The sequence below is a fragment of the Natronospirillum sp. genome, assembly GCF_022565775.1.
In the GTDB taxonomy this organism is placed as follows: Bacteria; Pseudomonadota; Gammaproteobacteria; order Pseudomonadales; family Natronospirillaceae; genus Natronospirillum.
Genome location: NZ_JAIUMC010000006.1, coordinates 16,408 through 39,748, shown reverse-complemented (window position 1 = coordinate 39,748; position 23,341 = coordinate 16,408). Strand labels below are relative to the sequence as shown.

Below are 23,341 nucleotides of genomic sequence, written 5' to 3'. Positions count from 1 at the left end.
TATCGGGGTCACTCCGGCAGCTGCTTCCAGGTGGGTTTGCGCTTTTCGAGGAACGCATCAATGCCTTCGGACACGTCGTCCGTCATCATGTTGTCCGCCATTACATTGCCGGCCAGCTCATAGGCCTCGGACAGCGACATCTGCCGCTGGGCGTGGAACATGGACTTGCCGAAACGAATGGCAGACGGGCTCTTGCTCAGGATCTTGTCGACTTTCTGCACCACAGCGTCGTCCAGTTCAGCGTCGTCAACAGCGCTGCTGATCAGTCCCCAGTCCTCGGCGGTTTCGGCGTCTATCAGATCGCCTGTGACCAGCATGTCGAAGGCGCGCTTGGCCGACACGTTTCTGGACAGCGCCACCGCAGGAGTCGAGCAGAAGAGGCCCACATTGATACCGGATACACCAAAGCGAGCGGAGCGTCCGGCGATGGCCAGGTCACAGCTGGACACCAGCTGGCAGCCGGCGGCGACGGCAATGCCGTGCACCCGGGCGATCACCGGAACCGGCAGTGACACTATGCTCTGCATCATGGTGCTGCAGCGTCGAAACAGGGTCTGGTAATAGGCCTGATCGGGATGGGCGCGCATCTGCTTCAGGTCATGGCCGGCACAGAACGCCTTGCCTTTGCCGCTGAGTACCACGCAGCGCACGCTGGGATCTTCCGCGATAAGATCAAGCTGGGCTTGCAATACCGTCAGCATGTCTTCCGACAGCGCATTCATCTTGTCCGGATCGTTCATGGTCAGATAAACCGCGCCGTTCCGGTCGGTTCTCTGCAGCAGGTTCGTGGTGTCAGGATGGGTCGACATGGCTTGTCTCCGCGACAGGTCAGCGCTATGAGTGATTGATTTCGACACTGGCCGTGATCGAGTTTCGGATGAAGCAGTTCTTGTGGGCGCTCTCGTGTATGCGCGCCAGTGCTGCCGGGTCCGGCTGCTTGTCGCCGCCGATGACCACTTTGGGGGAAAGCACCACTCGCGTGATTTCCATGCCGCCCTTGCCGGTTTTTTCCAGCCAGGCCTGTGGGCTGTCTTCGTAGGACTCGATGAGGTAGCCCTGATACTCGGCAATCGCCAGGAAGAACAGCATATGGCAGCTGGATACCGCGCTGAGCAGCATTTGTTCCGGATCTGCACACCGGCTGTCGCCTTTGAACTCTGCAGAGGCTGACACCTTGAGCTGCTGGTCGCCGTTCAGCGTCACCAGATGATTGCGCGAGTAGGTGGTTGGATCCGACGCGTGGGGCTGTCGTTGCCAACTGATGGCTGCTTCATGGATAGACATTGCTAAACCCCTGATATCAGTTTATTTATAATTAATTTAACAGGGCGCCATGTGGCGGTAAAACGACGATTTCTAAGCTTTCGGTAAAATAAAGCTAATCCATAATGACAGGGGGTGCTATTCGGAGGTCGTCTCTTGGGCGTCGCTGCGGTTCTTGATGTTCATCAACTGCGACAAGGTCAGTGAGGTCGATTTCACTTCCTTGATAATGACATAGATATAGTAACGGTCTATTCCGATATCTTCGTCAAGCAGCTCCTGTATTACGCATTGGAAAGCGGACAGGCTGGTTGTGACAACCTTGATCACATAATCTGAACCGCCACCCGTCGCATGACATTCGACGATTTCATCTATCGTTTGAATGCGTTTTTCAAAGCGCTCGAAATCGGACTTCTTGTGCGACTTCAGCGCAATGGTGAGAAAAACCCGGGTAAGGTCGATGATCCGGTCGACTTCGACCAGCCCTCGATAGCCCTTGATAAGGCCGGAATTCTTGAGTCTGGTCAGGCGGTTCCAGCAGGGTGTCGGCGACAGGCTGACCAGTTCGGCAAGCCGGTTTTTGCTTATTTGTCCGTGTTGCTGAACAGCACTTAAAATACGGATATCCAGAGCATCCAGTACGACTTTTTTCATATTGATACCGTACGCTTTGCCCAGTCAGTTGCCTCTTGGGAGTCTAATCACCATGGTAGGGTTCTTCAATCATTAAGTGGGCCAAGCGAGAGCATCAAATGCTCTCGCGAGCCCACTTTATCGATTTACTGCAGGCTGTGGTTGCCAGTTGGATCGTAGGTGCTGCCTGAAACGTGCACGCCAGGCAGAGTCTCTGCGGACAACTGCGCCTGACTTTGAGTCTGGGTTGCCGTGACTGCCGTCGTGGGGTTCTTCTGATTGGGTGTATAGAACGGCTTGTCGACCACGGTCGCGGTTCTTGTACCGCTCGGCATCTCAATGTCGACAGTCGTGCCAATAGCGGCAAGGTCTGCCGTCACCATTGCCAGAGCAATGTTCTTCTCCAGTCGCGGAGAATGCACCGCAGACGTCACCATGCCCACGCGCTCTCCGTCCTTTCCGATGGCCCAGAAACGGGTGTTGGGGCCCGACAAGGCCGGCCCGTCAATCACCAGGCCGACTTGCTTGCGTGCCACGCCCTCGTCACGGATGCGCATCAACGCCGCCTTGCCGATGAAATCAGCCTCCATCTCAAGGTCGACCAGTCTGTCCATGCCCAGTTCAAACGGGTTGGTGGTGTGGTCCATATCGGCGTGGTAGGAGAGCATGCCACCTTCGATGCGACGGATAGTCGACGTGTGACCGGGCTTCAGGCCAAACGGTGCACCGGCCGCCATGATCTTTTCCCACAGCTCGTCACCCCTGGAGCCATCGCGCAGATACAGCTCGTAGCCGACTTCACTGGACCAGCCGGTGCGCGACACAATCAGCGGAATGCCGTCCAGGTCATACTCACGCAGCCAGTAGTAGCGCAGATCGGCAATGCTGTCACCGAGCAGTGCTTGCATGATCTCTGCAGATCTCGGGCCCTGCAGCTGCAGTGGCGAAACATCCGGCTCGCAGATATGCACATCCAGGCCCGAGTTGATGGCGACGCCCTGAGCCCACAGCAAGATGTCGCTGTCAGCCACGGATATCCAGAAGTGGTTTTCCGCCAGACGCAGCAGGATGGGGTCATTCAATATCCCGCCATCGGCGTTGGTGATCAGTACATATTTGCATTGACCAACAGCGCACTTTGACAAGTCGCGGGGTGTCAGCATCTGGGTAAATGTCGCTGCATCGGGTCCGGTGATCTCGACCTGACGCTCTACTGCGACATCACAAAGAATGGCGTCGTTGACCAGATTCCAGAAATTCTGCACCGGGTCCCCGAAATCGCGCGGAATATACATGTGGTTATAGACCGAAAACGCGTTCGCGCCCCAACGCAGGGTCGCGTCAAAATAAGGTGATTTGCGAATTTGCGTACCAAAACCAAATTCATTCTGTTGCTGCTGCTGGATCATTGTCTCGTCCTCTTATTGTACCGGCGCGACTAACGCGCACTATGCTTCGCATCACACGCGCACTCAAATAGGTGTGATGAACTTGATAGTATGAGAAACGAGATATGCGTGCGGCCTAAAGAGTGCCGGCAAAATGAATAAAAAGACTATTTTGTGAGCCCCTTTTAGTCTGTGTGGACTTGTACGCCAATTGACCGGTTTGCTGACTGTTTTCCACGCTTTTTCATGGCATTGCCCTCAGGCTGATCTTCTGAGATAAAACCAGAAGATCAGCCCGGAAAGCCGCGCGGGGCTATCCTAGAGCTTGTTGATATTGCGGGTTCTGCCGCGGGTGAACAAGCTTACAATGGCCAGCAGAATAATCGCGCCCATCAGAGCGACAAATAGACTCGTGATGCTGAAACCCTGGCCAAGTTGACCTGAGCCCAGCATGGGGCCGAAAATCCAACCGCCAATTACTGCGCCCAGTATCCCGACCACTACATTCATGATGATGCCCTGTTGGCCAGAGGTCTTCATGATCAGGCTGGCCAGCCAGCCGATGATACCGCCCATTACGAGCCAGATAAGAATATCCATGATCCATGTTCTCCTTGTCGTGCGTTAAGAAGCGAATTGCTCGTTGTCACCTTAAACCAGTCGTTGAGTTCCATCGGTACGTCATCGTACAGAGGTGCAACAATTACCCAGCTAGTCAAAGGTATCCTCAATGGCGTCGCCGGTATCATCTACGGCATCGTCAATGGACTCACCAGCGTCTTCGGCCGGGCCACTGTCACAACCCGCAACCAGGCCACCGGCTCCAAGGGCAAGCAGGGCCGCCAGGGCAATTGCGCGCAGGGACTTCATGTTCAGAATAGTTGTCGTCGTTTTCATATTTTTCGCAGGCTCTTCAGGGAATGAAAGCTGATGATGAAATCACTTTGCACGCCCGTCTGTGCGCTCCGCCGCATAGGCCCTGTGTGTCTCGTCGCACGGACTGGCGCAGTTGCCCTCATTATTGTGGGTTGACCTGTGAACCTACTGTGGCATGACGTATGAGCGTAAACCCTGAAGACCGGCTGTTCGGAACGGTAGAGCGCCGCCTGTTTCGGGTTACGGTGATCATGTTCGTCATGGTTGCCTTCGCGGCGCTCATTGGCTTGGTAGTGTGGATTCTGGCACTGACCCTGTCGTACTTCTTCAATTTGATTGTGCCCTTGGCCGTGGCGGGCATTCTCGCGCTCATTCTCTATCCGCTGGTAGACGTCCTCGGGAAGTGGAGCGGGTGGCCCAGGATGATCGCCACCGTTATTGTTGTAACGATCTTCATGGGGCTGATTGCCGGAGCCGGGCTCCTATTGGTGCCGACTCTATATGGCCAGACCGCGAACTTTATTGAGGCGGCGCCCGGCGTGATAGAAGGATGGGACGGCTATTTGTCCCGGCGTTTTCCCGGCCTGACGGAAATGCTCAAGGCTCGCGTCGAGGATGGCACGCTGGCGGATATGCTGCCTTCCGCCGAAAACACCAGAGAGGCGGTGATGTCCTATGCGGGGCTGCTGGTGACCCTGAGTTTCGTGCCGCTGCTGCTGTTTTTCATGTTGTTGTCGGGAGGTCGGCTGCGCGAAAAGACCGAGGAAGCACTCTCGGTGGCCAGTAAGGCGGTGCAGAAGCGGGTGATGTACTTTATTGATGTCTTTGTCAGCCAGGTGACCGGCTTTTTTCAGGGTCAGCTCGTGATCGCTTTGATCATGGCGATCATGTTGTCCGTCGGGTTTACAATGATCGGCCTCAAAGGCGGCATTCTCGTTGGCCTGGTTCTGGGTTTGCTCAATATCGTTCCCTTTCTCGGCACACTCATTGGTCTGCTTGTCGTTTTGCCGTGGGCTTACTTTCAACCCGATGGTGGCCTGCTATTGCTGGGCCTGAGTCTGTCTGTGTTCCTGGTTGTTCAACTGGTGGAGAGTTGGCTGCTGACGCCGAAGATCATGGCCAACCGGTCGGGGCTCCATCCTGCGCTTATCGTGATCTCGGTCATTTTCTGGGGCATAGCGCTGGGCGGTATTATCGGCATGATACTCGCGGTGCCTCTGACCGCTTTCTTTATCGCAGTATGGAAACAAGCCAAGCCAGGGCTGAGTCGCACCATGGAGCCTGCCAGCAGTTCTCCGGAGATCAATGTGGGCTACCGCACAGAAGAGACACAGGGAAAAAAATAATGTGTGAGAGAGCCATTCTCATGCATGGGAGGGATTCTTTATGCTAATCGTATCGGCTGACGGCCTGGCCAGTGGATCTTCAGGATCCATGCTGGTTTGTGCTCCTTTCGCTGCTGTGCTCTGTTTTGTACTGCTGACTCCTGGCCATGGCATGGATCTTCAGGCGGCGTCACCCTTCTCGGACGATGCGCTCGATGGCGCCTCCAGCTCGACAGAAACACTGACAGAGTTGGCAGCCGACAGCGGCGTTCAAGGCGCCAAGGATCCTATTGATTCATTGTTGCGCAGCGCTCCCGGTGTCGATATCAATCCGCTTGCCGAGGGTGATGGTCATGTCGAATTGTGGGCTTTTTTGATGCGCGATCTGATTGATGACCGACTGAGCGCAGAAGACTACCGTCATGCCGTTCGGCTCGTAGCCAGCCAGACCGGGCTTACCGAGCAGAAGGCACAGGAACGTTTGGCCACGATAGTGACTCAGGCGAGACAGAGCGTCCCTGTTACTGTCACTGAACAGGCAACACCTGAACCAGTCGAGACGACGGCTCCTTCTTCGGCTTTGCTTGCATTCTGGATATTTTCGGCGCTGTTGTTCGGCGTACTGCTGGCCATTGTCTTTATTGTCTCGGGCAGCCGGCACCTGGTGCCCGTGCATCAGTAGCCAGCTGTCCTTTTCATGGTTAGCGAGTCAAATAGGAGTATTCGAAGACGGGTTGAGCAGGGTCCATTTCCGAGAAATTGTCGGATTCATATTCCGGACGATCCTTTGCGATAGCCTCGTTGAAATCAGCGCGCACCTGGTCGTTGTTCACTTGCGTCAATTCATCCAGCGGAATAAGAAATTCGTGAGCGCCAATGCCCATCAGGCCACCCTGCGACACAACGGCATAGACATCATCACTGGTCTTGCTACCGACTACGTTCTTGATCTTGCCGATGGTCTTGCCATCCGAGCCCACGACTTCCGTGTTCTTCAGTTCATTCGGTGTAAGATCGAAAAGAGCGTTTTCCTCTTCACTGATGCGATCAATACCATCTTTGGCGCGAAGGTCATGACTCCATTTGTCGGGTTCATCACCGGAAAGCAGGTCGTTATTCCTTACATCGTCTTCAGCGTTCGGGCCCATGAGTGAGTCTCCATCTTGATGTACTATTGGTCTTCCAAAGGGCTCAGTCATCCCTGCCCCTCTGGTTTTATCTGCGGATATCCATGGCAAGGTGACTGAGCTGTGGGAAGTCTTGCAGAAAGGAACTGGGTGCTCTGTTCGCTGCCGCACTTTCGAGTAGAAAAACAGCGCTGAGAATGGCGGCCCCTGAGCAAGATTTCACAAGCCTGGGTCAACCATATTCTGGGCTTTGCCCGCCATGCGGGACTGGTATGAAGCGGCGTTGCAGGAACCTTGGCGGGAAACCATGCACGAAGCAGAAACCGTGAAATCCGGGCGCCTCGTCGCTGATTATCGGTAGCCCTGTCTGGTGTCTGGTAGAGCCGCCCACTGTCCCTGTTTAACCGTGTTAGTGAAAGCATTTACATTTAACAATAAATTCGAACGTTCCGGCTTGATAGGTGGTACACTGAACGTCCTCCCCCTGCTTCGGTTTGAGGGTGGGTTAAGCTCTCGATGTCGGCCCAAAACGCCGAGGGAGCAAGGGGAGTCCTTCTCACATGGTTGTGAGGAGCAGTACCTGCCAATTTGTTGCATTTTGAGTCTTTCAGCAATGGTGGTGATGTGCGAAGTAAGCACTAGCCAGCAGTCCATTCGGGCAGGTTTTCTTGCTCTACAGGATTTGCCCAAGGACCAGAATGAAAGATGCACACGACCCACTAAGAAACCGCATTTTAGCGGTCCTATCGGAAGACGCCCGACGCCGCATATTACCGAAACTGACCCACGTTGAGATGGCGCTGGGTGAAGTGATTTATGAGTCCGGCCAATCGATTGACTACATCTACTTTCCGATCGACTGTATTGTTTCACTGTTGTACGAAACCATAAGCGGCTCCTCCGCTGAAATCTCGGTGGTCGGTCGTGAAGGCTTGGTCGGGGTGTCCGTGGTGATGGGCAGCGACAGTACGCCCAATCGACTGGTGGTGCAGAGCAAGGGCACCGCCTACAGAATGTTGGCCACGGACCTGAAGCAGGAATTCAACGCCCAATCCGAAATACGCATTCTTACCCTGCGCTTCACCCAGGCCTTGATTACACAGATGTCACAGACTGCGGTATGCAACCGGCACCATGCCATTGAGCAGCAGTTGTGCCGCTGGCTGCTGCTGTCACTGGATCGCCTGGATACCAATCGCCTGGATATGACGCAGGAACTGATCGCCAACATGCTGGGGGTGCGTCGTGAAGGTGTCACGGAAGCTGCGGGCAAACTGCAGCGACTGGGAATTATCGAGTACCGGCGCGGGCATATCACGGTGGTGGACCGCAAGAAGCTTGAGGCCCGCTGCTGCGAGTGCTACGCCGTGGTCAAAAAGGAAACCGATCGTCTGGAAGTTCGTCCGCTGACTCTCTGACTCTACTCGTTGCCTGTCGGTGGTTGCAGGCGGCTTCTTCTGTGACAGGCTTTGACGGTATACATGTCGGCGTCGGCATGGGGCAGGAGCTTATCCAAAGTGGTGCCATGATCCGGGAATATGCTGACGCCGATGCTGAGTTCAAGCGAAATCTCATGGCCACTGTAGTCGCGCAGTTCGGCGGCCGCATAACGGACTTTGTCCACCACGGCAAAAGCCTGCTCGTGATCTGTAAGATCGCTCAAAAGAATCAGGAACTCGTCGCCACCATATCGACAGACAAGATCTGTTGTGCGCACACATTGCACCAGTTTGCGCCCCAGAGACTTGAGTATGGCATCTCCGCTGCTGTGCCCCAGGGTGTCGTTGACCTCCTTGAAGTTGTCCAGATCGACAAACAACATCACCATTTTCTTCTGGTGCCGTTCAGCCAGTGCCGAAGCCTGTTCAAAGCGCTCGGCAAAGGAGTGCCGGTTGAGTAACCCGGTCAGGGCGTCGTGCTGGGCCAGGTAGGCCATGCGGGCTGTTGTTTCGGCGGAATAGCGCGAGTCATGAAACTTCACCAGAGCACCAACAATGACACCAATCCCGTTGCGCAGTGGCTCCGCAGCGTCTTCAATGGCCACTTCACGGCCATCGCGAGTGATCAGCAGGGCACTGTTGTGCAGCCCAACGGCAAAACCGGTGTCCATAACCTGCCGGGCAAGATTGGCTCTGGGCTCGCGGGTTGTAACGTCTATCACCCGAAAGATCTCTTGCACGGGCCGACCAATGGCTTCTTGCCGACTGAAGCCAATCAGCTTCTCGGCGGCCGCGTTCATGTAAGTGATCTTGGCATCAATGTCGGTACTCAGCACCGAATCACCAATAAAGTCGAGCAGCACATGCGCCCAGTCTTTCTGCTCGGTGGCCTTGTCCCTTCTGGTTGGGGCTTTAACCTTGGCTTTCAGATCCTGCACCAGAAAATGGCGGGCCGGAAAGACGCCGCCCTTCAATACTTTCCCGGAGTCAGGCTCCACAGAGTGAAGGTGCTTCCAGAAGTTCAGCATGGTTATTGATCCTGGTTTTCAATGATGACTTCGACACGACGGTTTTGCTGTCGCCCGGTAGCACTGTCATTGCTGGCCACAGGTCGGTCCAGGCCAAAACCGGCTACTGCAATTCGGCTGCGCGGAATACCGTGGTCTGTCAGGTATTCGCGCACAGACTCTGCGCGCTGCACTGACAGAGTCTGATTGAACGCCGCGCTGCCCACATTGTCCGTGTGCCCTTCAATGACCACGTATCGGTCCGGATACTCGTGAAGGAATGCCACCAGGTTATCCAGCGTGTGACCGGAACCACCTTCAAGAGACGAGCTGCCGGTCTCAAAAAGCACATCTCCCAGTGTCAGTACCAGACCACGAGGTGCAGGGCGAGCTTCGAGTTCATCAATCCGGCTCTGCAGGTCAGCTGCCGCCAGTGCCGAGGTTCCGAGTGCAGCGTCCATGTCTTCACGGGTTCTGTCTGATTCATCGGCACGAGCCTGCATTTCAGCGCGCTCACTTTCCGACTCCTCTGCACGGGCCTGCATTTCAGCGCGATCCTCATCCGCTTCCAGAGCTCGGGCCTCCATCTGGGCGCGGGCTCGATCTGCTTCCCGTGTGCGGGCCGCCAGGCGGGCGGCATCGCGCTCTTCGACCATCTGCTGCCGCTCTGATTCAGCCAGCCTTGAAATGGCCTTCGCCCGGGCGATCTCCACTTTCTGGTTGGCCATATAGACCCGATGTTCGCCGAGGGCCCGATCACCACTGTTCAGGGGCTGCTCGGCAAGCCGCACGGCCTCTTCCGCTTCGCGCAGTTCAGTGCGGGCACTGTCGGCTATCTGAGCATCTGATTGCAGTTCGTTCAGTCTGTCCCGAGCTTGTGCAGAGCCATCCGGGCTGACCGGCCCCATGGCGCAGGCAGTCAACAGTAAACTGGCCAGAGCCATAGTGAGTCCGGCCTTGCCGCCGGATCCGACTTTCCTGATTGATATCCTGTTCATTGCTGGTCTCCCTGCCGTTGCATTTCGGTTTCAAGGGCTTCTGCTGCGCGCCGCATGTCTCGATTGACTTCGGTGGCTCGGGCAGACTCGGTTCTGGCCATGGCCAGTTCGGCGGTTATCCGGGCTTGCTGCGCCAGCCAGTCCGCTTCGACCATGGCTTCTGCGATCACGGCCTCTTCAGCTCGGGCGAGTTGCTGCTGGGCTTCTTCAAGTTCGGCCCCAGCATGCTGACGGGCGCCGGCCTGCTCGGCACTGGCGATTGCATCGCGGGCGGCAGTCAGAGACTCGGTAGGAGCGGAGGGTGTTGACGCACAGGCGGCCAGCAGGGCAACCAGTGCCAGACTGCAAAACAGAGAAAAGGGTCTGTGCACAACAGCGGCCAGATAATGATTCATTGCAACTTGCTCCCTTGAATGCGGAGCTGACAGAGGCCCATAGGGGCTCTGCACTTGCGCACCTGAGCGGCACGCAGACTCTCCTTGTATGACGCAAATTAACAGCCGGGAGCAAGGTATTCTGTTCGCCACCGCACATAGTGGTCAAAAGTACAGTGGTTTGGCGAAAGGCTCTGTCTAATGCGGGTTGCGCAGCGTAGTATGGGCTTATCCGCAACGCTTGGTATCAAGGTAGCCACTATGACAACGCAAAAGGAACGCGCTCGCGCCGAGAGCCGGGATCAGCTCCGGGAAAAAGCTGAGAAGCTGATTCGCGAGGGTGCTGCAGTGGCCTCTGATATTGGCGGTGGTCATCTGGGTGTCGAGGCACTGGAGCTGCTCTATCGCCGCGCCAGCAACCCTGAGTTCGCTGCGGATGCGCTGAAACTGCTGCATGAATTGCAGACGCATCAGGTAGAGCTGGATCTGTTGGTAGAGCAGATTCTGGCCAGCGAAAGAGAGGCAACGGCAGAACTGGTCTACTATCGGGCTCTGTTCAGAAATGCGCCAACGGCTTGCGTGGTAGTCGATCGGGGCGGCCAGTTGATGGACAGCAACCTTGCCGCCGCTACCTTGTTGGGTATACCTCTGGACCACGCCGAGGGGCAAACTCTGGCCCAGTACCTGGCTCCGCTGAGTCGCAAAGCGCTGGCATCCATGTTGCACCGGGTGGAAACCATGAGCTCTGGGGCCACTTGTCTGGTGCGGTTGGCTGATCGCCCTGAATACCCCCTGTCCATCAATGCCAGAGTCGGTCCGACCGATGACAGTGTCATGCTGGCGATCTCCCACAGTGGAGATGCAGACGCCAACATCAATCCGTTCTGATGCGTATTGTCGGCATTGGGGCCTCTGCGGGAGGCCTGGTGGCACTGGAGGATTTTTTTCGCCATATGCCCCCGGATACCGGCCTGGCGTTTATCGTGGTGCAGCACCTGGACCCCACGCAAAGAGCGATGCTGCCGGAGCTGCTGCAACGATATACCAGAATGCCGGTAGAGGAAGCCGCGCAGGATAGCCTCATCCTGCCCAATCGGGTTTATGTGATCCCATCCAATTCAGAGTTGCGCGTCGTTGATGAGCGGATCCGGCTGAGTCAACCCCTGGAGCCCCGGGGAATGCGCCTGCCCATCAATGTGCTGTTTTCCTCGTTGGCCGCCGTGCTGAATGAGCAGGCCATTGCGGTTGTGCTGTCCGGTATGGGCTCCGACGGCACGCTGGGTATTCAGGCGATTCGTGCCACTGGGGGTCTGGTGATGGTACAGGCACCAGCCTCAGCCGAGTTTGATGCCATGCCGCGCAGTGCCATAGCCACCGGTTTCGCAGATATAGTGGCTCCAGCCGAAGAATTGGCGGAACGCCTGCTGGCGTTTGATCTTGACAGGGTCGAGTCGGCCGGGAACCAGCCGGAGGCAAAAGTGCCGCCACCGGCACGGCCCGGGCGGCCCATTGAAGCCATCATCGAGATACTGCAGCAACAGACCCGGCACGATTTTTCCCTGTACAAGCCCAGTACCCTGATGCGCCGAATCGAGCGCCGCATGCTGGTGCACGGGCTTGCCGAGCCGCTGGCCTATGTGCAGTATCTGGAAGAGAACAGCCAGGAAGTACAGCTGCTGTTTCGGGAGATACTGATCGGCGTGACGGCCTTCTTTCGCGACCCGGAAATCTGGACGTATCTGGATGAAGAAGCCCTGCCAGCCCTCGTTGCAACAACCCCGCAAGGCTCTGATCTCAGGGCCTGGGTGGTGGGGTGTTCTACCGGCGAGGAGGCTTACTCTCTGGCCATCACCTTCACTGAAGCGCTGGAACAGTTGCCGTCAGGGCACAATATCACGCTGCAGATTTTTGCCACGGACCTGAGCCAGGAGGCGATCACGGTCGCCCGTGCCGGTCGCTATCCAAAGGGCATTGAAGAGCAGGTGTCAAAACAGCGCCTGGCGCGCCATTTCATCAAAACCGCCGGCGGCTATCAGGTCAAGCCAGACATTCGGGACAAGGTGCTTTTCGCCCAGCACGATGTCATTCTTGACCCGCCTTTCACCAAGCTGGATCTTATCGCCTGCCGGAACCTCCTGATATACTTTGACCCCATGCTGCAGCGGCGACTGTTGCCCTTGTTCCACTACAGCCTTCGGGGCCACGGGCTGCTGATGTTGGGCAGCTCGGAGACTGTTGGCAGATTGAGCCATCTGTTTGAAGCCCTGAAGCCGAGATTGCGTCTGTATCGCCGGTTAAGGCATGATTCCATCAGTGGTTCGAATTTCCTGCTGAAGTCGTTTCCCCCCTTGTCCACCTTGTCGAAGGAGCAGTCTGTGCCGGCCAATTCTGTCTCGCCCAAGGGCAGCAACAACCTGCAGACCGCTGCTGATCATCTGCTGTTGCAGGTGTATTCGCCCGCCGCAGTGGTGCTGAATCAGGAGGCGGATATCGTGTATATCAGCGGCCGCACCGGCAAATATCTGGAGCCTGCGGCCGGGAAAGCCAACTGGAATATCCATGCCATGGCGCGCGAAGGGTTGCGCACCCCCCTGTATGGGGCGCTGAAGCAGGCGGCCCTGCAAAAAGAGCCAGTGATGTTGCACCGTGTGCCTGTGCAGGCCGGAGATGGCATACAGCATGTCGACGTGACCGTGCAGGCGCTGAGCGATCCGGCGGCTCTGAAAGACATGACCATTGTGGTATTCCGGGATACTGCTGTGACCGCCAAGGGCCGCCGCGGCGGCAAAAAGTCTGTACCTGCCGATGACCATGATGAGGAGATTCTGCGCTATCAACAGTCCATCGATCAGTTGACCGAAGAGGCGACTCTGACCCGGGAGGAGTTGCAGGCCTCCAACGAAGAGCTTCAGTCTACCAACGAAGAACTGCAATCCGCTAATGAAGAGCTGACCTCATCGAAGGAAGAAATGCAGTCGATGAACGAAGAGTTGCAAACCATCAATACCGAATTGCAGACCAAACTGGACGATCTGGCGCTGGCGCAGAGCGACATGCAGAATGTGCTCAACAGCATAGAGATTGCCATCCTGTTTCTGGATCAGAACCTCAACGTGCGTCGTTACACCGCCCGTGCGGCCAAACTCATCAGCCTGCGCGACAGCGATGTGGGCCGCCCGCTGGGTGAGCTGACCAGTATTCTGGAATACCCGGAGCTGGAAGAAGACGCAAAGGAAACATTGGATACCCTGAAGATCTGCGAAAAGCAGATCGCCACCAGCGAAGGTCGCTGGTTTTCAATCAGTATCATGCCCTATCGTCGGCTCGACAATGTGATTGATGGAGTGGTGATCACCATGTTCGATATCACCGACACCAAACAATTGGAATCCCGTTTGCGAAAAGAGCCCAAGGGCCAGCGTTGAGTATGCGCTGCAGGCTCCGCGCGAAGAAAAGCCACCGGAGTGGTGGCTTCTGAGGTAGCTCTTCAGTGAACTGAATGTCGAGACACTAGTCCTCTATGATCACTTCGACCCGTCGGTTCTGCTCGCGGCCAGAAACAGTGCGGTTGTTGCCCACGGGGCGCTCCAGTCCGAATCCCGAGACTACAAGCATGCTTTCCCGGATGCCATGATCAGTCAGATACTGCTGAACAGACTCGGCGCGCCGCTGCGACAGGCCCTGGTTGAATTCGGCATCACCCACATTGTCGGTGTGACCCTCCAGCAGTACATAGAGCTCCGGGTGCCCGTTGAGAAACGTCACCAGCCGATCAAGGTTCTGGCTGCCACTTTCGGAAAGTTCTGAACTGCCGAACGCAAACAGCACGTCCGCCAGTTCCAGACCCCGGTCGGTCACTTCAGCATTCAGCGCTTCGATCTCTTGCTGCAGATCGCTGTCAGTGACGGATGATGCCAACAGGTCGGTCTGTACACTTTCGTTTTCCCGCTCCTGAGCGGCTGCCAGGCGGCTCGACTCCTGCTCTTCCTCTATGCGTGTCCGGTCAGCTTCGGCGAGCCGTGTTCTGGCCTTGGCCTCAGCAATCTCCACCAGGTTGTCAGCCATGTAGACGCGGTGTTCACCCAGTTCCGTATCGCCCCGGCCTACGGCTTCCTCTGCCACGATGACGGCTTCTTCAGCTACCCTAAGCTCTTCAGCCGCGTTGTTGGCCATGTCCGGGTTATTCTGCAGTTCGGTCAGCTTGCTGCGCACATCCTGCGCGCCGGTGGGGGCAACAGGTGAGAAGGCACAGGCTGTCAGCAGTACCGTGGTCAGCGCCAGGGTGGGTCCGGCCATGCCGCCAACCCGGTGTTTAACGAGTGAAAAAGTATTCATTACTGATCTCCTTGCTGTTGCATATCAGTGCCGCCCAATCCACGGTTGAACTCTTCTGCCATGGCTGTCTCTGTTTTTGCCATGGCCAGTTCCGCAGCTATACGAGACTGCTGGGCAAGCCTGTCGGCATTGGCCATATTTTCATCTTCAACCGCTTCTTCGGCCATGACCATTCGGGCCTTCGCTTCTTCAAGCTCCGGCGCGGCATGCTGGCTTGCGCCTGCCTGTTCAGCACTGGCAATGGCGTTTCTTGCTGCGTCGAGAGAATCAGCAGGCGCCATGGGTGTTGAAGCACAGGCCGCTAACAGAGCAATCAGCATGAGCAGGCCCAGCAGAGACAATCGGTGCCGTATAACAGTGGTATTGAGGTGGTTCATTGCGTCACTCCCTGTTGATCCGGAGCTGCAGACGCCTCGCGAGGGGCGCAGCACTGCAAGCCAGGGCGGCGTGCAGACTCTCCTTGGTGTGCGTCAATCTATCAACAAGGGTGGGCGTTCTCGGTTCGCTGGCGTACAGAGCCTGCTCCTAGGACCCAGTAGATGGCAGGGGCATTTTCAGCCTGTTTGATTCAGACGGTGGAACCGTTCTCGACACGGCCCCGGCCGTTCTCTTTGGCGCGGTATAGTGCCTTGTCGGCGGCATCGACCAGAGATTTCACAGAATGGTCTTTTTGGGGAACGGCAGAGGCGACGCCGATGCTGACCGTCAAGATTTTTTCGATCGGGCTGTGTTGGTGCTCTATGGCTTCATCCTTGATGACCTGTAGCAGTCGGTTGGCAAGTTTAATGGCGGCGTCTTTTGCAGTGTTGGGCAACAGAACAATGAACTCTTCACCACCATAACGAGCGACCATATCGGAGTCTCGCAGGGCAACTGACTCCATGGCAATGGCAACGCGGCGCAGGCAGTCGTCACCGGCTTGGTGGCCATAGTGATCATTGTATTGTTTGAACAGGTCAATATCGATCAACAGAATAGAGAGGGGGGCGCCGGCTCGCCCCAATATTGCCCAGTCCCACTCCAGTTTTCGGTCCAGCGCCAGGCGATTGTACAGGCCGGTCAGCGCATCCTTCTCCGATAGTGATTTTAGCTCGAAATTGGCTCTTTGCAGTTCCTGTTGGGTGCTGATGAGGCGCGCATGTTCCTTGTTGAGCTTTGTATTGAGTTCGCTCAGTTCCTGGTGTTTCTTGTCCACCGTCCGCAGCAGATTATTGAAGTTGCCAGCCAACTGGCCTATCTCATCGTTGCTCTGCAGTGTCGATTGTTTCGCATAATTCCCGGTACTGGTGATCTGCTGAATCTCTGATGTCAGACTCTGCAACGGCGTGACCAGATGCCGGCGCAGCACCCACCATGTGACCAGCGCTGCGAGCAGGCATACCAGAACAAATGCGGTGATGACCTGCTGCAGTGTCTGAGCACCAGAGAGCGTAATGTCCCGAGGCAGATAGGTGGTGACTATAAATCCCCCTTCGTGCCCTGACAGGTAGGGTTCGCTGGCCACCAGCAGTTCACGGTTGGGACGCTCGATCAGAAAGCCGGCATTCTCTGTCAGCGCCGCATGAGAAACAAGCGGACCAATTTCAAAGTCAACAGAAACCTGCCAGCTGAAAGCTTCAACCAGAGTGGGATTGATCGTGGTACCGAGCAGTAGATAGCCGTTGGCTACGCCGATGCTGCTGCTTTGAACAATGGGGCGCATGGAAAACATGACTGGCATTTCGTTCAGCTGAAACAGGCCGCTGTGGTAGCGTTCATCCATGGGCACATCCGGACTGATACGGGGGACAAAGTCAGCAATATGTTGGAGAAGGTCATCCAGGTGGGCGTCAGTAAGGTCCATCTGCGGCGCACCGGGTGAAAAGTCGAAAACCCTTGCCCAAAGTACATTAAGGTCCAGATCAACAAATGCCACTACATCCGTACCATAGTTTTCGAAGGTGGCAGGGTAGAGGTTGGAGTCGATATACCCTTGGTTTCTGTCTTCAGCGAACTGGTAGGTATCACTCCATGCAGACCAGTCGTATACCGTGAAATCTATGGTCTCCAGCAGGATGTCAAAACGCTGCAGCACTCGATTGGTATTGGCTACAGCCTGCGTTTCTTCCAGCCTGTTGAACTCGGTGGCGACCAGTCTGCTTTGCAGAACGTATACAGCCAGAGTCAAAGTCAGACCCATGACAAGAATTGCGACAGTCATCTTGGATGATATGGACTTCATAGTCACCCCTTGCCAGAAGGCAGAACATGCAGCGAACTCCGATAGCTGCTTTCACCGAGATTGTCCCGATATCATACCCTTGACGTCATTATAGCAGGCTTACGCTGTTCGGTGTGCCATTATCCGACGCGCCGGATTCAGCTGTTCTGGCTTTCTTTAAAGCGATTTTGGTCCTGGATGTGAAATGTCTGCGGGCTACTGCAGCAGCCTCTCCCAGTCGGAAGAGCGGTCAAGGCGTTGCTCTTCCTGTTCGATCTCCAGCAGCCGCTCGCGTACATTGCGAATATGCGCTGTGGCAGCTTTCTGGGCCCAATCGGCCTGTCGACTCATGACCGCATTGTAGATCTGACGGTGATGCCGGTCGATCTTTTTCTTGGAAGCCTCTCGGTGGTAGAGGTTGTTCACCGAAGCCAGCACCGAGTTCAGCATCAGCTCCATCAGGCTCTGCAGCGTATGCACCAGCACCGGGTTGTGCGAGGCCTCGGATATGGTCTGGTGAAAGGCATGATCCAGCTTTGCGGCTTTCAGCGGGTCGGTCGATTCCTGCCCGGCCTGTTCCATGGCTTCAAAGGCATGGGTAATGCGATGAAAATCTTCTTCAGTGCCCCGGTCGGCCGCCAGATAGGCCGCTCGTCCCTCCAGCAGTTCTCGTACTTCCAGCAGATCATACAGGGTTCTGGGGTGCTCTCTGAACAGATGGGTCAGGGCGCTGCCCTGTTCCAGATTGGGCACCAGCCCTTTGACGATGGACCCGCGCCCATGCTGGGTGTCGATCACACCGCGCCCGCGCAGCTCTTTCAATGCTTCGCGCAGAATGTTGCGCGAGACGCCCAGGCGCTCGGACAACTGGCGCTCGGAAGGCATGGGTTTGCCGGACTTGAGCGTGCCGTCCAGAATCAATTGCTCTATTCGCCGGGCCAGCGAGCTGGACAGGGACGTGGTGTGTTTTCTGTCCTTTTGAACTGGTACTACCACTTCAAATTATCCTCATTGTATCTTTAGTAGGAATTCAATATCACTATGATTTAATTGATAAAATATAAAATTGAGCACTCATTTTTTGAAAAATAACTGGTACTACCACTAAAATTTACAGTGGACATGGGTGCCTTGCAATCTCATTCTTCGAGGATGCGCTGTCCGATATGACTAGAGGATGAACTGATGCAAGAGCGTGTTCAGACAGGGGGGCTGCAGGTTGCCCGGCCTCTCTTTGACTTGATCAACCAGGACGTGCTGCCCGGCACGGGCATCAGCAGCGAGCACTTCTGGTCTGCCTTCAGTGCCCTTATTCATGATCTGGCCCCGGTCAATCGGGATCTGCTGAAAAAGCGGGACGACCTGCAGGCCCGGATTGACCAGTGGCATCAGCAGCAGGGGAAGACAGACTTTGATGCCGAAGCCTACCGTGCCATGTTGTCGGACATCGGCTACCTGGAGCCCGAGGGCCCGGATTTCAGCATCGCCACTGAGCATGTGGATGACGAGATCGCCCAACTGGCCGGGCCGCAACTGGTGGTGCCGGTCAACAATGCCCGCTTCGCGCTCAATGCTGCCAATGCCCGCTGGGGCAGTCTCTATGATGCGCTCTATGGCACCGATGCCATCGCCGAAGACGGCGGGGCAGAGCGCGGCAAGGTATTCAATGAGACACGCGCCCGACGCGTGATCGACTGGACGCACGACTTTCTCGACCGCTCTGTGCCGCTGGACAACGGTAGCCACGCCGATGTGGTTGAGTACCGTATCGACGAGACCGGTGGTCAGCGGCAGGCTGTTGCCAGGCTGGCCGATGGCACTGAGAGCGGGTTGCAGCACCCGGAGCAGCTTGCGGGCTTCCTGGCGGACCCTGAGCTGCGGTCGCTGTTGCTGGTCAACAACGGGCTGCATATCGAGCTGCAGATCGACCGTCAGCACCCGATTGGCAAGCTGAGTCAGGCCGGAATCCGCGATGTGGTGCTGGAATCGGCGCTGTCGACCATCATCGACTGCGAGGATTCGGTGGCCGCCGTTGATGCCGAGGACAAGGTGGCGGTGTATCGCAACTGGCTGGGCCTGATGAAGGGCGACCTGACGGACACCTTCACCAAGGGCGGCAAGCCGATGACCCGGGCGCTGAACCCGGATCGCACCTATCAGGCGCCTGATGGCCAGCTGCTGACCCTGCACGGGCGCAGCTTGCTGCTGGTGCGCAATGTGGGCCATCTGATGACCAATGACGCTATTCTGGATCGCGACGGCAACGAAGTGCCGGAAGGTATCCTGGATGCCATGATCACCACGGCCTGTGCGCTGCACGACCTGAAGGGCCGCGGCAAGCTGGCCAACAGCCGCACCGGCAGCCTCTATATTGTCAAACCCAAGATGCATGGGCCGGAAGAGGTGGCGTTTACCGACCTGCTGTTCGAGCGGGTCGAGGACGCGCTGGGTTTGCCGCGCTTCACTCTGAAGGTGGGCGTGATGGACGAGGAACGGCGCACCACAGTCAACCTGAAGGAATGCATCCGGGCGGTGAAGAACCGGCTGGTCTTCATCAATACCGGCTTTCTCGATCGCACCGGTGACGAGATTCATACCAGCATGGAAGCCGGCCCCTTCCTGCGCAAGGATGACATCAAGGATCAGCCCTGGATCAAGGCCTATGAAGACTGGAACGTCGATATCGGCTTGACCTGTGGTCTGCAGGGCAAGGCACAGATCGGCAAGGGCATGTGGGCCAAGCCGGATGAGATGGCGCAGATGCTGGCCACCAAGGCCGGTCATCCGAAAGCGGGTGCCAATTGTGCCTGGGTGCCGTCACCCACGGCCGCTACCCTGCACGCCACCCATTACCATGAAGTGAATGTTCGCCAGCGGCAGGAGGAACTCAAATCGCGGCCACGCGCCATGCTCGCCGACATCCTGACGCCGCCGCTGATGCACAGCACCACCCTGACACCGCAAGAAATCCAGCAGGAACTCGACAACAATGCACAGGGGCTGCTGGGTTACGTGGTGCGCTGGATTGACCAGGGCATCGGCTGCTCCAAGGTGCCGGACATCAACAATGTCGGGCTGATGGAGGACCGCGCCACGCTGCGCATCTCCGCCCAGCATATGGCCAACTGGCTGCGCCACGGCATCTGCACGCAGGAGCAGTTGCTGGAGACACTGCAGCGCATGGCGGCCATTGTGGACCGGCAGAACCAGCACGATCCGGCCTATCGCCCCATGGCGCACGGTTTCGATGGTGTTGCCTTTCAGGCGGCCTGCGACCTGGTGTTCAAGGGCACCCGCCAGCCCAGTGGCTACACCGAACCTGTCCTGCACGCGCGCCGTCGTGAGCAGAAAAACACCTGATAACCTGATTCGGAGAACAACGCATGTTGACCATCAAGAGACTGAGCATTGACGAGGCGCATCACCTGATCACCGGGGCACGCCTCAAGGCAGAAGAGATCGGCGTGCCCATGTGCATCGCCGTGGTGGACGAGTCCGGAAATCTGATCGCTTTCGAGCGCATGAATGGCGGCAAGGTCACCAGCATCACCATCGCGCAGGACAAGGCTTTCACCGCCGGCGCGGCGCGCAAGGCGACGCACGAATACAACAAGGCCTGCGTGCCCGGCAATCTGGCCTTTGGCATTCATACCGCCATTGGCGGGCGGCTTTGTGTGGTTGGCGGCGGCTTGCCGGTGACAGTCGACGGCGAGGTGGTCGGCGGCATCGGGTTGAGTTCGGGCACGCCGGATCAGGATATGGTCTGCGCCCAGGCCGGCATCGACTATCTGCAGCAACAGATGGGTTGAACTGAGGAGCGTTGCCATGACCACGGCCACTGCTGAAAACGGGACTACCGACATCAAATCGGATCTGGCGGCGGAGTTTGCGCGTTTTCTGAAGCCGGGATGCATTATCGCGGACCAGGAAACGCAGAAGCCCTACGAATGCGACGGCCTGTCGATGTACTGCGAAATGCCCCTGCTGGTGGTGTTGCCGGAAACGGTCGAACAGGTACAGCAGGTGCTTCGGTTGTGCCACCAGCGCGCGGTGCCAGTGGTGGCGCGTGGTGCCGGTACCGGGCTCTGTGCCGGCGCCATGCCGCACAGTGAAGGTGTGCTGCTGTCGCTGGCCAAATTCAACCGGATTCTGGATATCGACCCTCTGGCGCGTACCGCCCGGCTGCAGCCCGGGGTGCGCAACCTGGCCATCAGCGAAGCGGCCTGGCCGCATGGGCTCTACTATGGGCCGGACCCGTCCTCCCAGATTGCCTGCAGCATCGGCGGCAATGTGGCAGAAAACTCCGGCGGTGTGCACTGCCTGAAATACGGGCTGACCGTGCACAACCTGCTACAGGTGGAAATGATCACGGTCGAAGGTGAGCGTCTGGTGATCGGCAGCGAAGGCCTCGACAGTGGCGGCCCCGACCTGCTGGCGCTGATCACCGGGTCGGAAGGGCTGCTCGGTGTGATTACCGAAGTGACGGTGAAGCTGCTGCCGATGCCGGAAAAGGCACAGGTGGTGATGGCCGCCTTCGACTCGGTGCAGACCGCCGGAGAGGCGGTCAGCGCGGTGATCAGCCGGGGTATTATTCCGGCCGGCCTGGAGATGATGGACAAGCACGCCATCGTCGCGGCCGAGGCCTTTGTGCAGGCCGGCTACCCGACCGAGGCCGAAGCGCTGTTGCTGTGCGAGGTCGACGGCACGCAGGAAGAAGTGCAGGAGCACATCCAGCAGGTGTCCGAGCTGTTCGAGGGCATGGGCGCCAGTATCCGGGTCTCGCACGATGATGCCGAGCGGGCGCTGCTGTGGAAGGGGCGCAAGTCGGCCTTTCCTGCCGTGGGCCGCATTTCGCCGGACTACTACTGCATGGACGGCACCATTCCGCGCGGCCAGTTGGCGCCCGTGCTGCTGGCCATGCAGGAGATGTCCGAACGCCATGGCCTGCGCGTGGCCAATGTCTTTCACGCCGGCGACGGCAATCTGCATCCGCTGATTCTGTTCGACGCCAATGTGCCGGGCGAGTTCGAGCGCGCCGAGGCCTTCGGTGGCGAGATTCTGGAGCTTTGCGTCGCGGTGGGCGGCTGCATCACCGGCGAGCATGGGGTCGGGGTCGAGAAGATCCGACAGATGGCCATTCAGTTCCGGGATGAAGAAATTGCGCAGTTCCATGCCATCAAGGCGGCCTTTGATCCGGTCGGCACGCTGAACCCGGGCAAAGGCATACCGGTGCTGAAAAACTGTCAGGAATATCGCGCCCTGAAGCCGGACGGCATGCAGCCCATGGCCCACGTGCACGGATCAACATCATGACGGATGCAACACAGAGCCTGATCGAGCAGGTCAACAGTGCCCGGGCCGAACAGCGCCACCTCAGAATCGTGGGGGGTGACAGCAAGGCTTTCATGGGCCGGGAGACCACTGAGGGTGAGTCGCTTGAGGTGGGTCGGCACAACGGCATTGTCAGTTACGAGCCTGTCGAGCTGGTGCTGACCGCCCGTGCCGGAACCCCACTGGCAGAGATCGAGGCCGCTCTGGCCGAGCACCATCAGATGCTGGCGTTCGAGCCACCGCATTTCGGGGGCGGTGCCACCATTGGCGGTACCCTGGCCTGCAATCAGTCCGGCCCGGCTCGCCCCTGGAGTGGTTCGGTGCGCGACATGGTGCTGGGTCTGCGACTCATCAACGGGCGCGGTGAACATCTGCGTTTTGGTGGTCAGGTGATCAAGAACGTGGCCGGCTATGATGTCTCCCGTCTGCAGGCCGGTGCTCTGGGTACTCTCGGCGTGATTACCGAGGTGAGCCTGAAGGTCATGCCCATACCTGCAGTGACCCTGACCCTGGTACAGGAGATGCCGGCCGATCAAGCCATTGCGCAGATGAACCGCTACAGCGGCCTGCCCAAGCCATTGACCGGTGCCTTCTGGCTCGACGGCAAACTCTACCTGCGTCTGGCTGGCGCCGAGAGCGCGGTCAATGGCACGGCACAGCAGTGGGGCGGCGAGCGTCTGGAGGACGCTGATACCCTGTGGCAGCAACTGAACAACCACCAGCTCGACTTCTTCAACACCGACAGGCTGCTCTGGCGATTTTCAGTCAACTCGGCCGCTCCCCACTGGCAGCCGCAGCAGAACTGGCTGCTGGACTGGGGTGGCAGCCAGCGCTGGCTGAGCGGGGACGGCGATCCGGCGGTTATGACTGAGCAGGCCGGCGCAGCGGGTGGCCAGGTATCGCTGTTTCGCGGTGGTGATCGCCAGAGCGAGGTCAGCCCGGCGCTGGCGCCACCGCTGCAAAAGCTGCATCAGCGCCTGAAAGTCGCCATGGATCCCGACGGGATCTTCAACAAGGGCCGGCTGTACGGCTGGATGTAACA

23 protein-coding genes are annotated in these 23,341 nt (G+C 57.5%); 9 read left to right on the top strand and 14 right to left on the bottom strand.

Annotated features, from left to right (window positions below; translation table 11 throughout):
* Window positions 1-8: 8 nt before the first annotated feature.
* The 6 genes from LAT62_RS02880 to LAT62_RS02855 form a co-directional block, all read right to left on the bottom strand.
* A complete protein-coding gene (locus tag LAT62_RS02880) occupies window positions 9-809 on the bottom strand; it encodes an enoyl-CoA hydratase (RefSeq protein WP_293378671.1) in 801 nt (266 codons plus the stop codon).
* 25 nt (window positions 810-834) lie between these two features.
* Window positions 835-1,284, bottom strand: coding sequence for an OsmC family protein (locus LAT62_RS02875; RefSeq protein ID WP_293378668.1), 450 nt, complete (start codon window positions 1,282-1,284; stop codon window positions 835-837).
* A 117-nt stretch (window positions 1,285-1,401) separates the two neighbouring features.
* Entirely contained in the window at window positions 1,402-1,920 is a 519-nt protein-coding gene (locus LAT62_RS02870) for an Lrp/AsnC family transcriptional regulator (protein ID WP_293378665.1), read from the bottom strand.
* 125 nt (window positions 1,921-2,045) lie between these two features.
* Window positions 2,046-3,308: a glycine cleavage T C-terminal barrel domain-containing protein gene (locus LAT62_RS02865; protein WP_293378662.1), complete on the bottom strand. Its 1,263-nt coding sequence runs from the start codon at window positions 3,306-3,308 to the stop codon at window positions 2,046-2,048.
* Window positions 3,309-3,605: 297 nt separating this feature from the next.
* A complete protein-coding gene (locus tag LAT62_RS02860) occupies window positions 3,606-3,887 on the bottom strand; it encodes a GlsB/YeaQ/YmgE family stress response membrane protein (RefSeq protein WP_293378659.1) in 282 nt (93 codons plus the stop codon).
* Between the two features lie 111 nt (window positions 3,888-3,998).
* Complete coding sequence (locus LAT62_RS02855) at window positions 3,999-4,184, bottom strand: hypothetical protein (protein ID WP_293378656.1); 186 nt, start codon at window positions 4,182-4,184, stop codon at window positions 3,999-4,001.
* A gap of 161 nt (window positions 4,185-4,345) precedes the next feature.
* Here LAT62_RS02855 and LAT62_RS02850 point away from each other — a divergent pair, with 161 nt between their 5' ends.
* Entirely contained in the window at window positions 4,346-5,509 is a 1,164-nt protein-coding gene (locus LAT62_RS02850) for an AI-2E family transporter (RefSeq protein WP_293378653.1), read from the top strand.
* Window positions 5,510-5,549: 40 nt separating this feature from the next.
* The gene (locus LAT62_RS02845; protein ID WP_293378650.1) at window positions 5,550-6,170 is read left to right on the top strand and encodes a hypothetical protein; all 621 of its coding nucleotides are present in this window, start codon (window positions 5,550-5,552) and stop codon (window positions 6,168-6,170) included.
* Window positions 6,171-6,189: 19 nt separating this feature from the next.
* On the opposite strand, the gene LAT62_RS02840 is transcribed toward LAT62_RS02845, so the two are convergent.
* Window positions 6,190-6,636, bottom strand: coding sequence for a PRC-barrel domain-containing protein (locus LAT62_RS02840; protein WP_293378646.1), 447 nt, complete (start codon window positions 6,634-6,636; stop codon window positions 6,190-6,192).
* A 677-nt stretch (window positions 6,637-7,313) separates the two neighbouring features.
* Between LAT62_RS02840 and LAT62_RS02835 the strand changes: the two genes are divergently transcribed.
* A complete protein-coding gene (locus LAT62_RS02835) occupies window positions 7,314-8,033 on the top strand; it encodes a Crp/Fnr family transcriptional regulator (RefSeq protein ID WP_293378643.1) in 720 nt (239 codons plus the stop codon).
* 2 nt (window positions 8,034-8,035) lie between these two features.
* Here LAT62_RS02835 and LAT62_RS02830 read toward each other — a convergent pair whose 3' ends face one another.
* Genes LAT62_RS02830 through LAT62_RS02820 form a run of 3 tightly spaced genes read right to left on the bottom strand, consistent with a single transcriptional unit; the run spans window position 8,036 to window position 10,454 of the window.
* Window positions 8,036-9,082, bottom strand: a complete 1,047-nt coding sequence (locus tag LAT62_RS02830; RefSeq protein ID WP_293378639.1) for a diguanylate cyclase — start codon at window positions 9,080-9,082, stop codon at window positions 8,036-8,038.
* Window positions 9,083-9,084: 2 nt separating this feature from the next.
* Window positions 9,085-10,059: an OmpA family protein gene (locus tag LAT62_RS02825; protein WP_293378636.1), complete on the bottom strand. Its 975-nt coding sequence runs from the start codon at window positions 10,057-10,059 to the stop codon at window positions 9,085-9,087.
* Entirely contained in the window at window positions 10,056-10,454 is a 399-nt protein-coding gene (locus tag LAT62_RS02820; RefSeq protein WP_293378633.1) for a DUF4398 domain-containing protein, read from the bottom strand. Before LAT62_RS02820 ends, LAT62_RS02825 begins: the two co-directional genes overlap by 4 nt.
* A gap of 240 nt (window positions 10,455-10,694) precedes the next feature.
* On the opposite strand from LAT62_RS02820, the gene LAT62_RS02815 reads away from it, so the two are divergent.
* A complete protein-coding gene (locus LAT62_RS02815; protein ID WP_293378630.1) occupies window positions 10,695-11,321 on the top strand; it encodes a PAS domain-containing protein in 627 nt (208 codons plus the stop codon).
* Window positions 11,321-13,858 carry a chemotaxis protein CheB gene (locus LAT62_RS02810; RefSeq protein ID WP_293378627.1) on the top strand — a complete coding sequence of 846 codons (2,538 nt, stop codon included), beginning with the start codon at window positions 11,321-11,323 and terminating at the stop codon, window positions 13,856-13,858. Before LAT62_RS02815 ends, LAT62_RS02810 begins: the two co-directional genes overlap by 1 nt.
* An 85-nt stretch (window positions 13,859-13,943) precedes the next feature.
* Here LAT62_RS02810 and LAT62_RS02805 read toward each other — a convergent pair whose 3' ends face one another.
* From LAT62_RS02805 to glcC, 4 genes are all read right to left on the bottom strand, one after another.
* A complete protein-coding gene (locus tag LAT62_RS02805) occupies window positions 13,944-14,768 on the bottom strand; it encodes an OmpA family protein (protein ID WP_293378624.1) in 825 nt (274 codons plus the stop codon).
* On the bottom strand, window positions 14,768-15,145 hold the full coding sequence (locus LAT62_RS02800) for a DUF4398 domain-containing protein (RefSeq protein ID WP_293378621.1): 378 nt from the start codon (window positions 15,143-15,145) through the stop codon (window positions 14,768-14,770). The genes LAT62_RS02805 and LAT62_RS02800 overlap by 1 nt, the downstream gene beginning before the upstream one ends.
* 191 nt (window positions 15,146-15,336) lie before the next feature.
* A complete protein-coding gene (locus LAT62_RS02795; RefSeq protein ID WP_293378618.1) occupies window positions 15,337-16,947 on the bottom strand; it encodes a diguanylate cyclase in 1,611 nt (536 codons plus the stop codon).
* 237 nt (window positions 16,948-17,184) lie between these two features.
* Entirely contained in the window at window positions 17,185-17,964 is a 780-nt protein-coding gene (gene glcC / locus LAT62_RS02790) for a transcriptional regulator GlcC (RefSeq protein WP_293378615.1), read from the bottom strand.
* A 189-nt stretch (window positions 17,965-18,153) separates the two neighbouring features.
* Here glcC and LAT62_RS02785 point away from each other — a divergent pair, with 189 nt between their 5' ends.
* From LAT62_RS02785 to glcE, 4 genes are read left to right on the top strand one after another with little or no spacing between them, the layout of a single operon-like run.
* Window positions 18,154-20,328, top strand: coding sequence for a malate synthase G (locus tag LAT62_RS02785; protein WP_293378612.1), 2,175 nt, complete (start codon window positions 18,154-18,156; stop codon window positions 20,326-20,328).
* A gap of 23 nt (window positions 20,329-20,351) precedes the next feature.
* Window positions 20,352-20,777: a heme-binding protein gene (locus LAT62_RS02780; RefSeq protein ID WP_293378609.1), complete on the top strand. Its 426-nt coding sequence runs from the start codon at window positions 20,352-20,354 to the stop codon at window positions 20,775-20,777.
* A 16-nt stretch (window positions 20,778-20,793) separates the two neighbouring features.
* Window positions 20,794-22,281 (top strand): FAD-linked oxidase C-terminal domain-containing protein, encoded by a 1,488-nt coding sequence (locus LAT62_RS02775; RefSeq protein WP_293378606.1) that lies wholly within the window; start codon window positions 20,794-20,796, stop codon window positions 22,279-22,281.
* Complete coding sequence (gene glcE, locus LAT62_RS02770; RefSeq protein ID WP_293378604.1) at window positions 22,278-23,339, top strand: glycolate oxidase subunit GlcE; 1,062 nt, start codon at window positions 22,278-22,280, stop codon at window positions 23,337-23,339. Before LAT62_RS02775 ends, glcE begins: the two co-directional genes overlap by 4 nt.
* The last annotated feature ends 2 nt before the right edge of the window (window positions 23,340-23,341 follow it).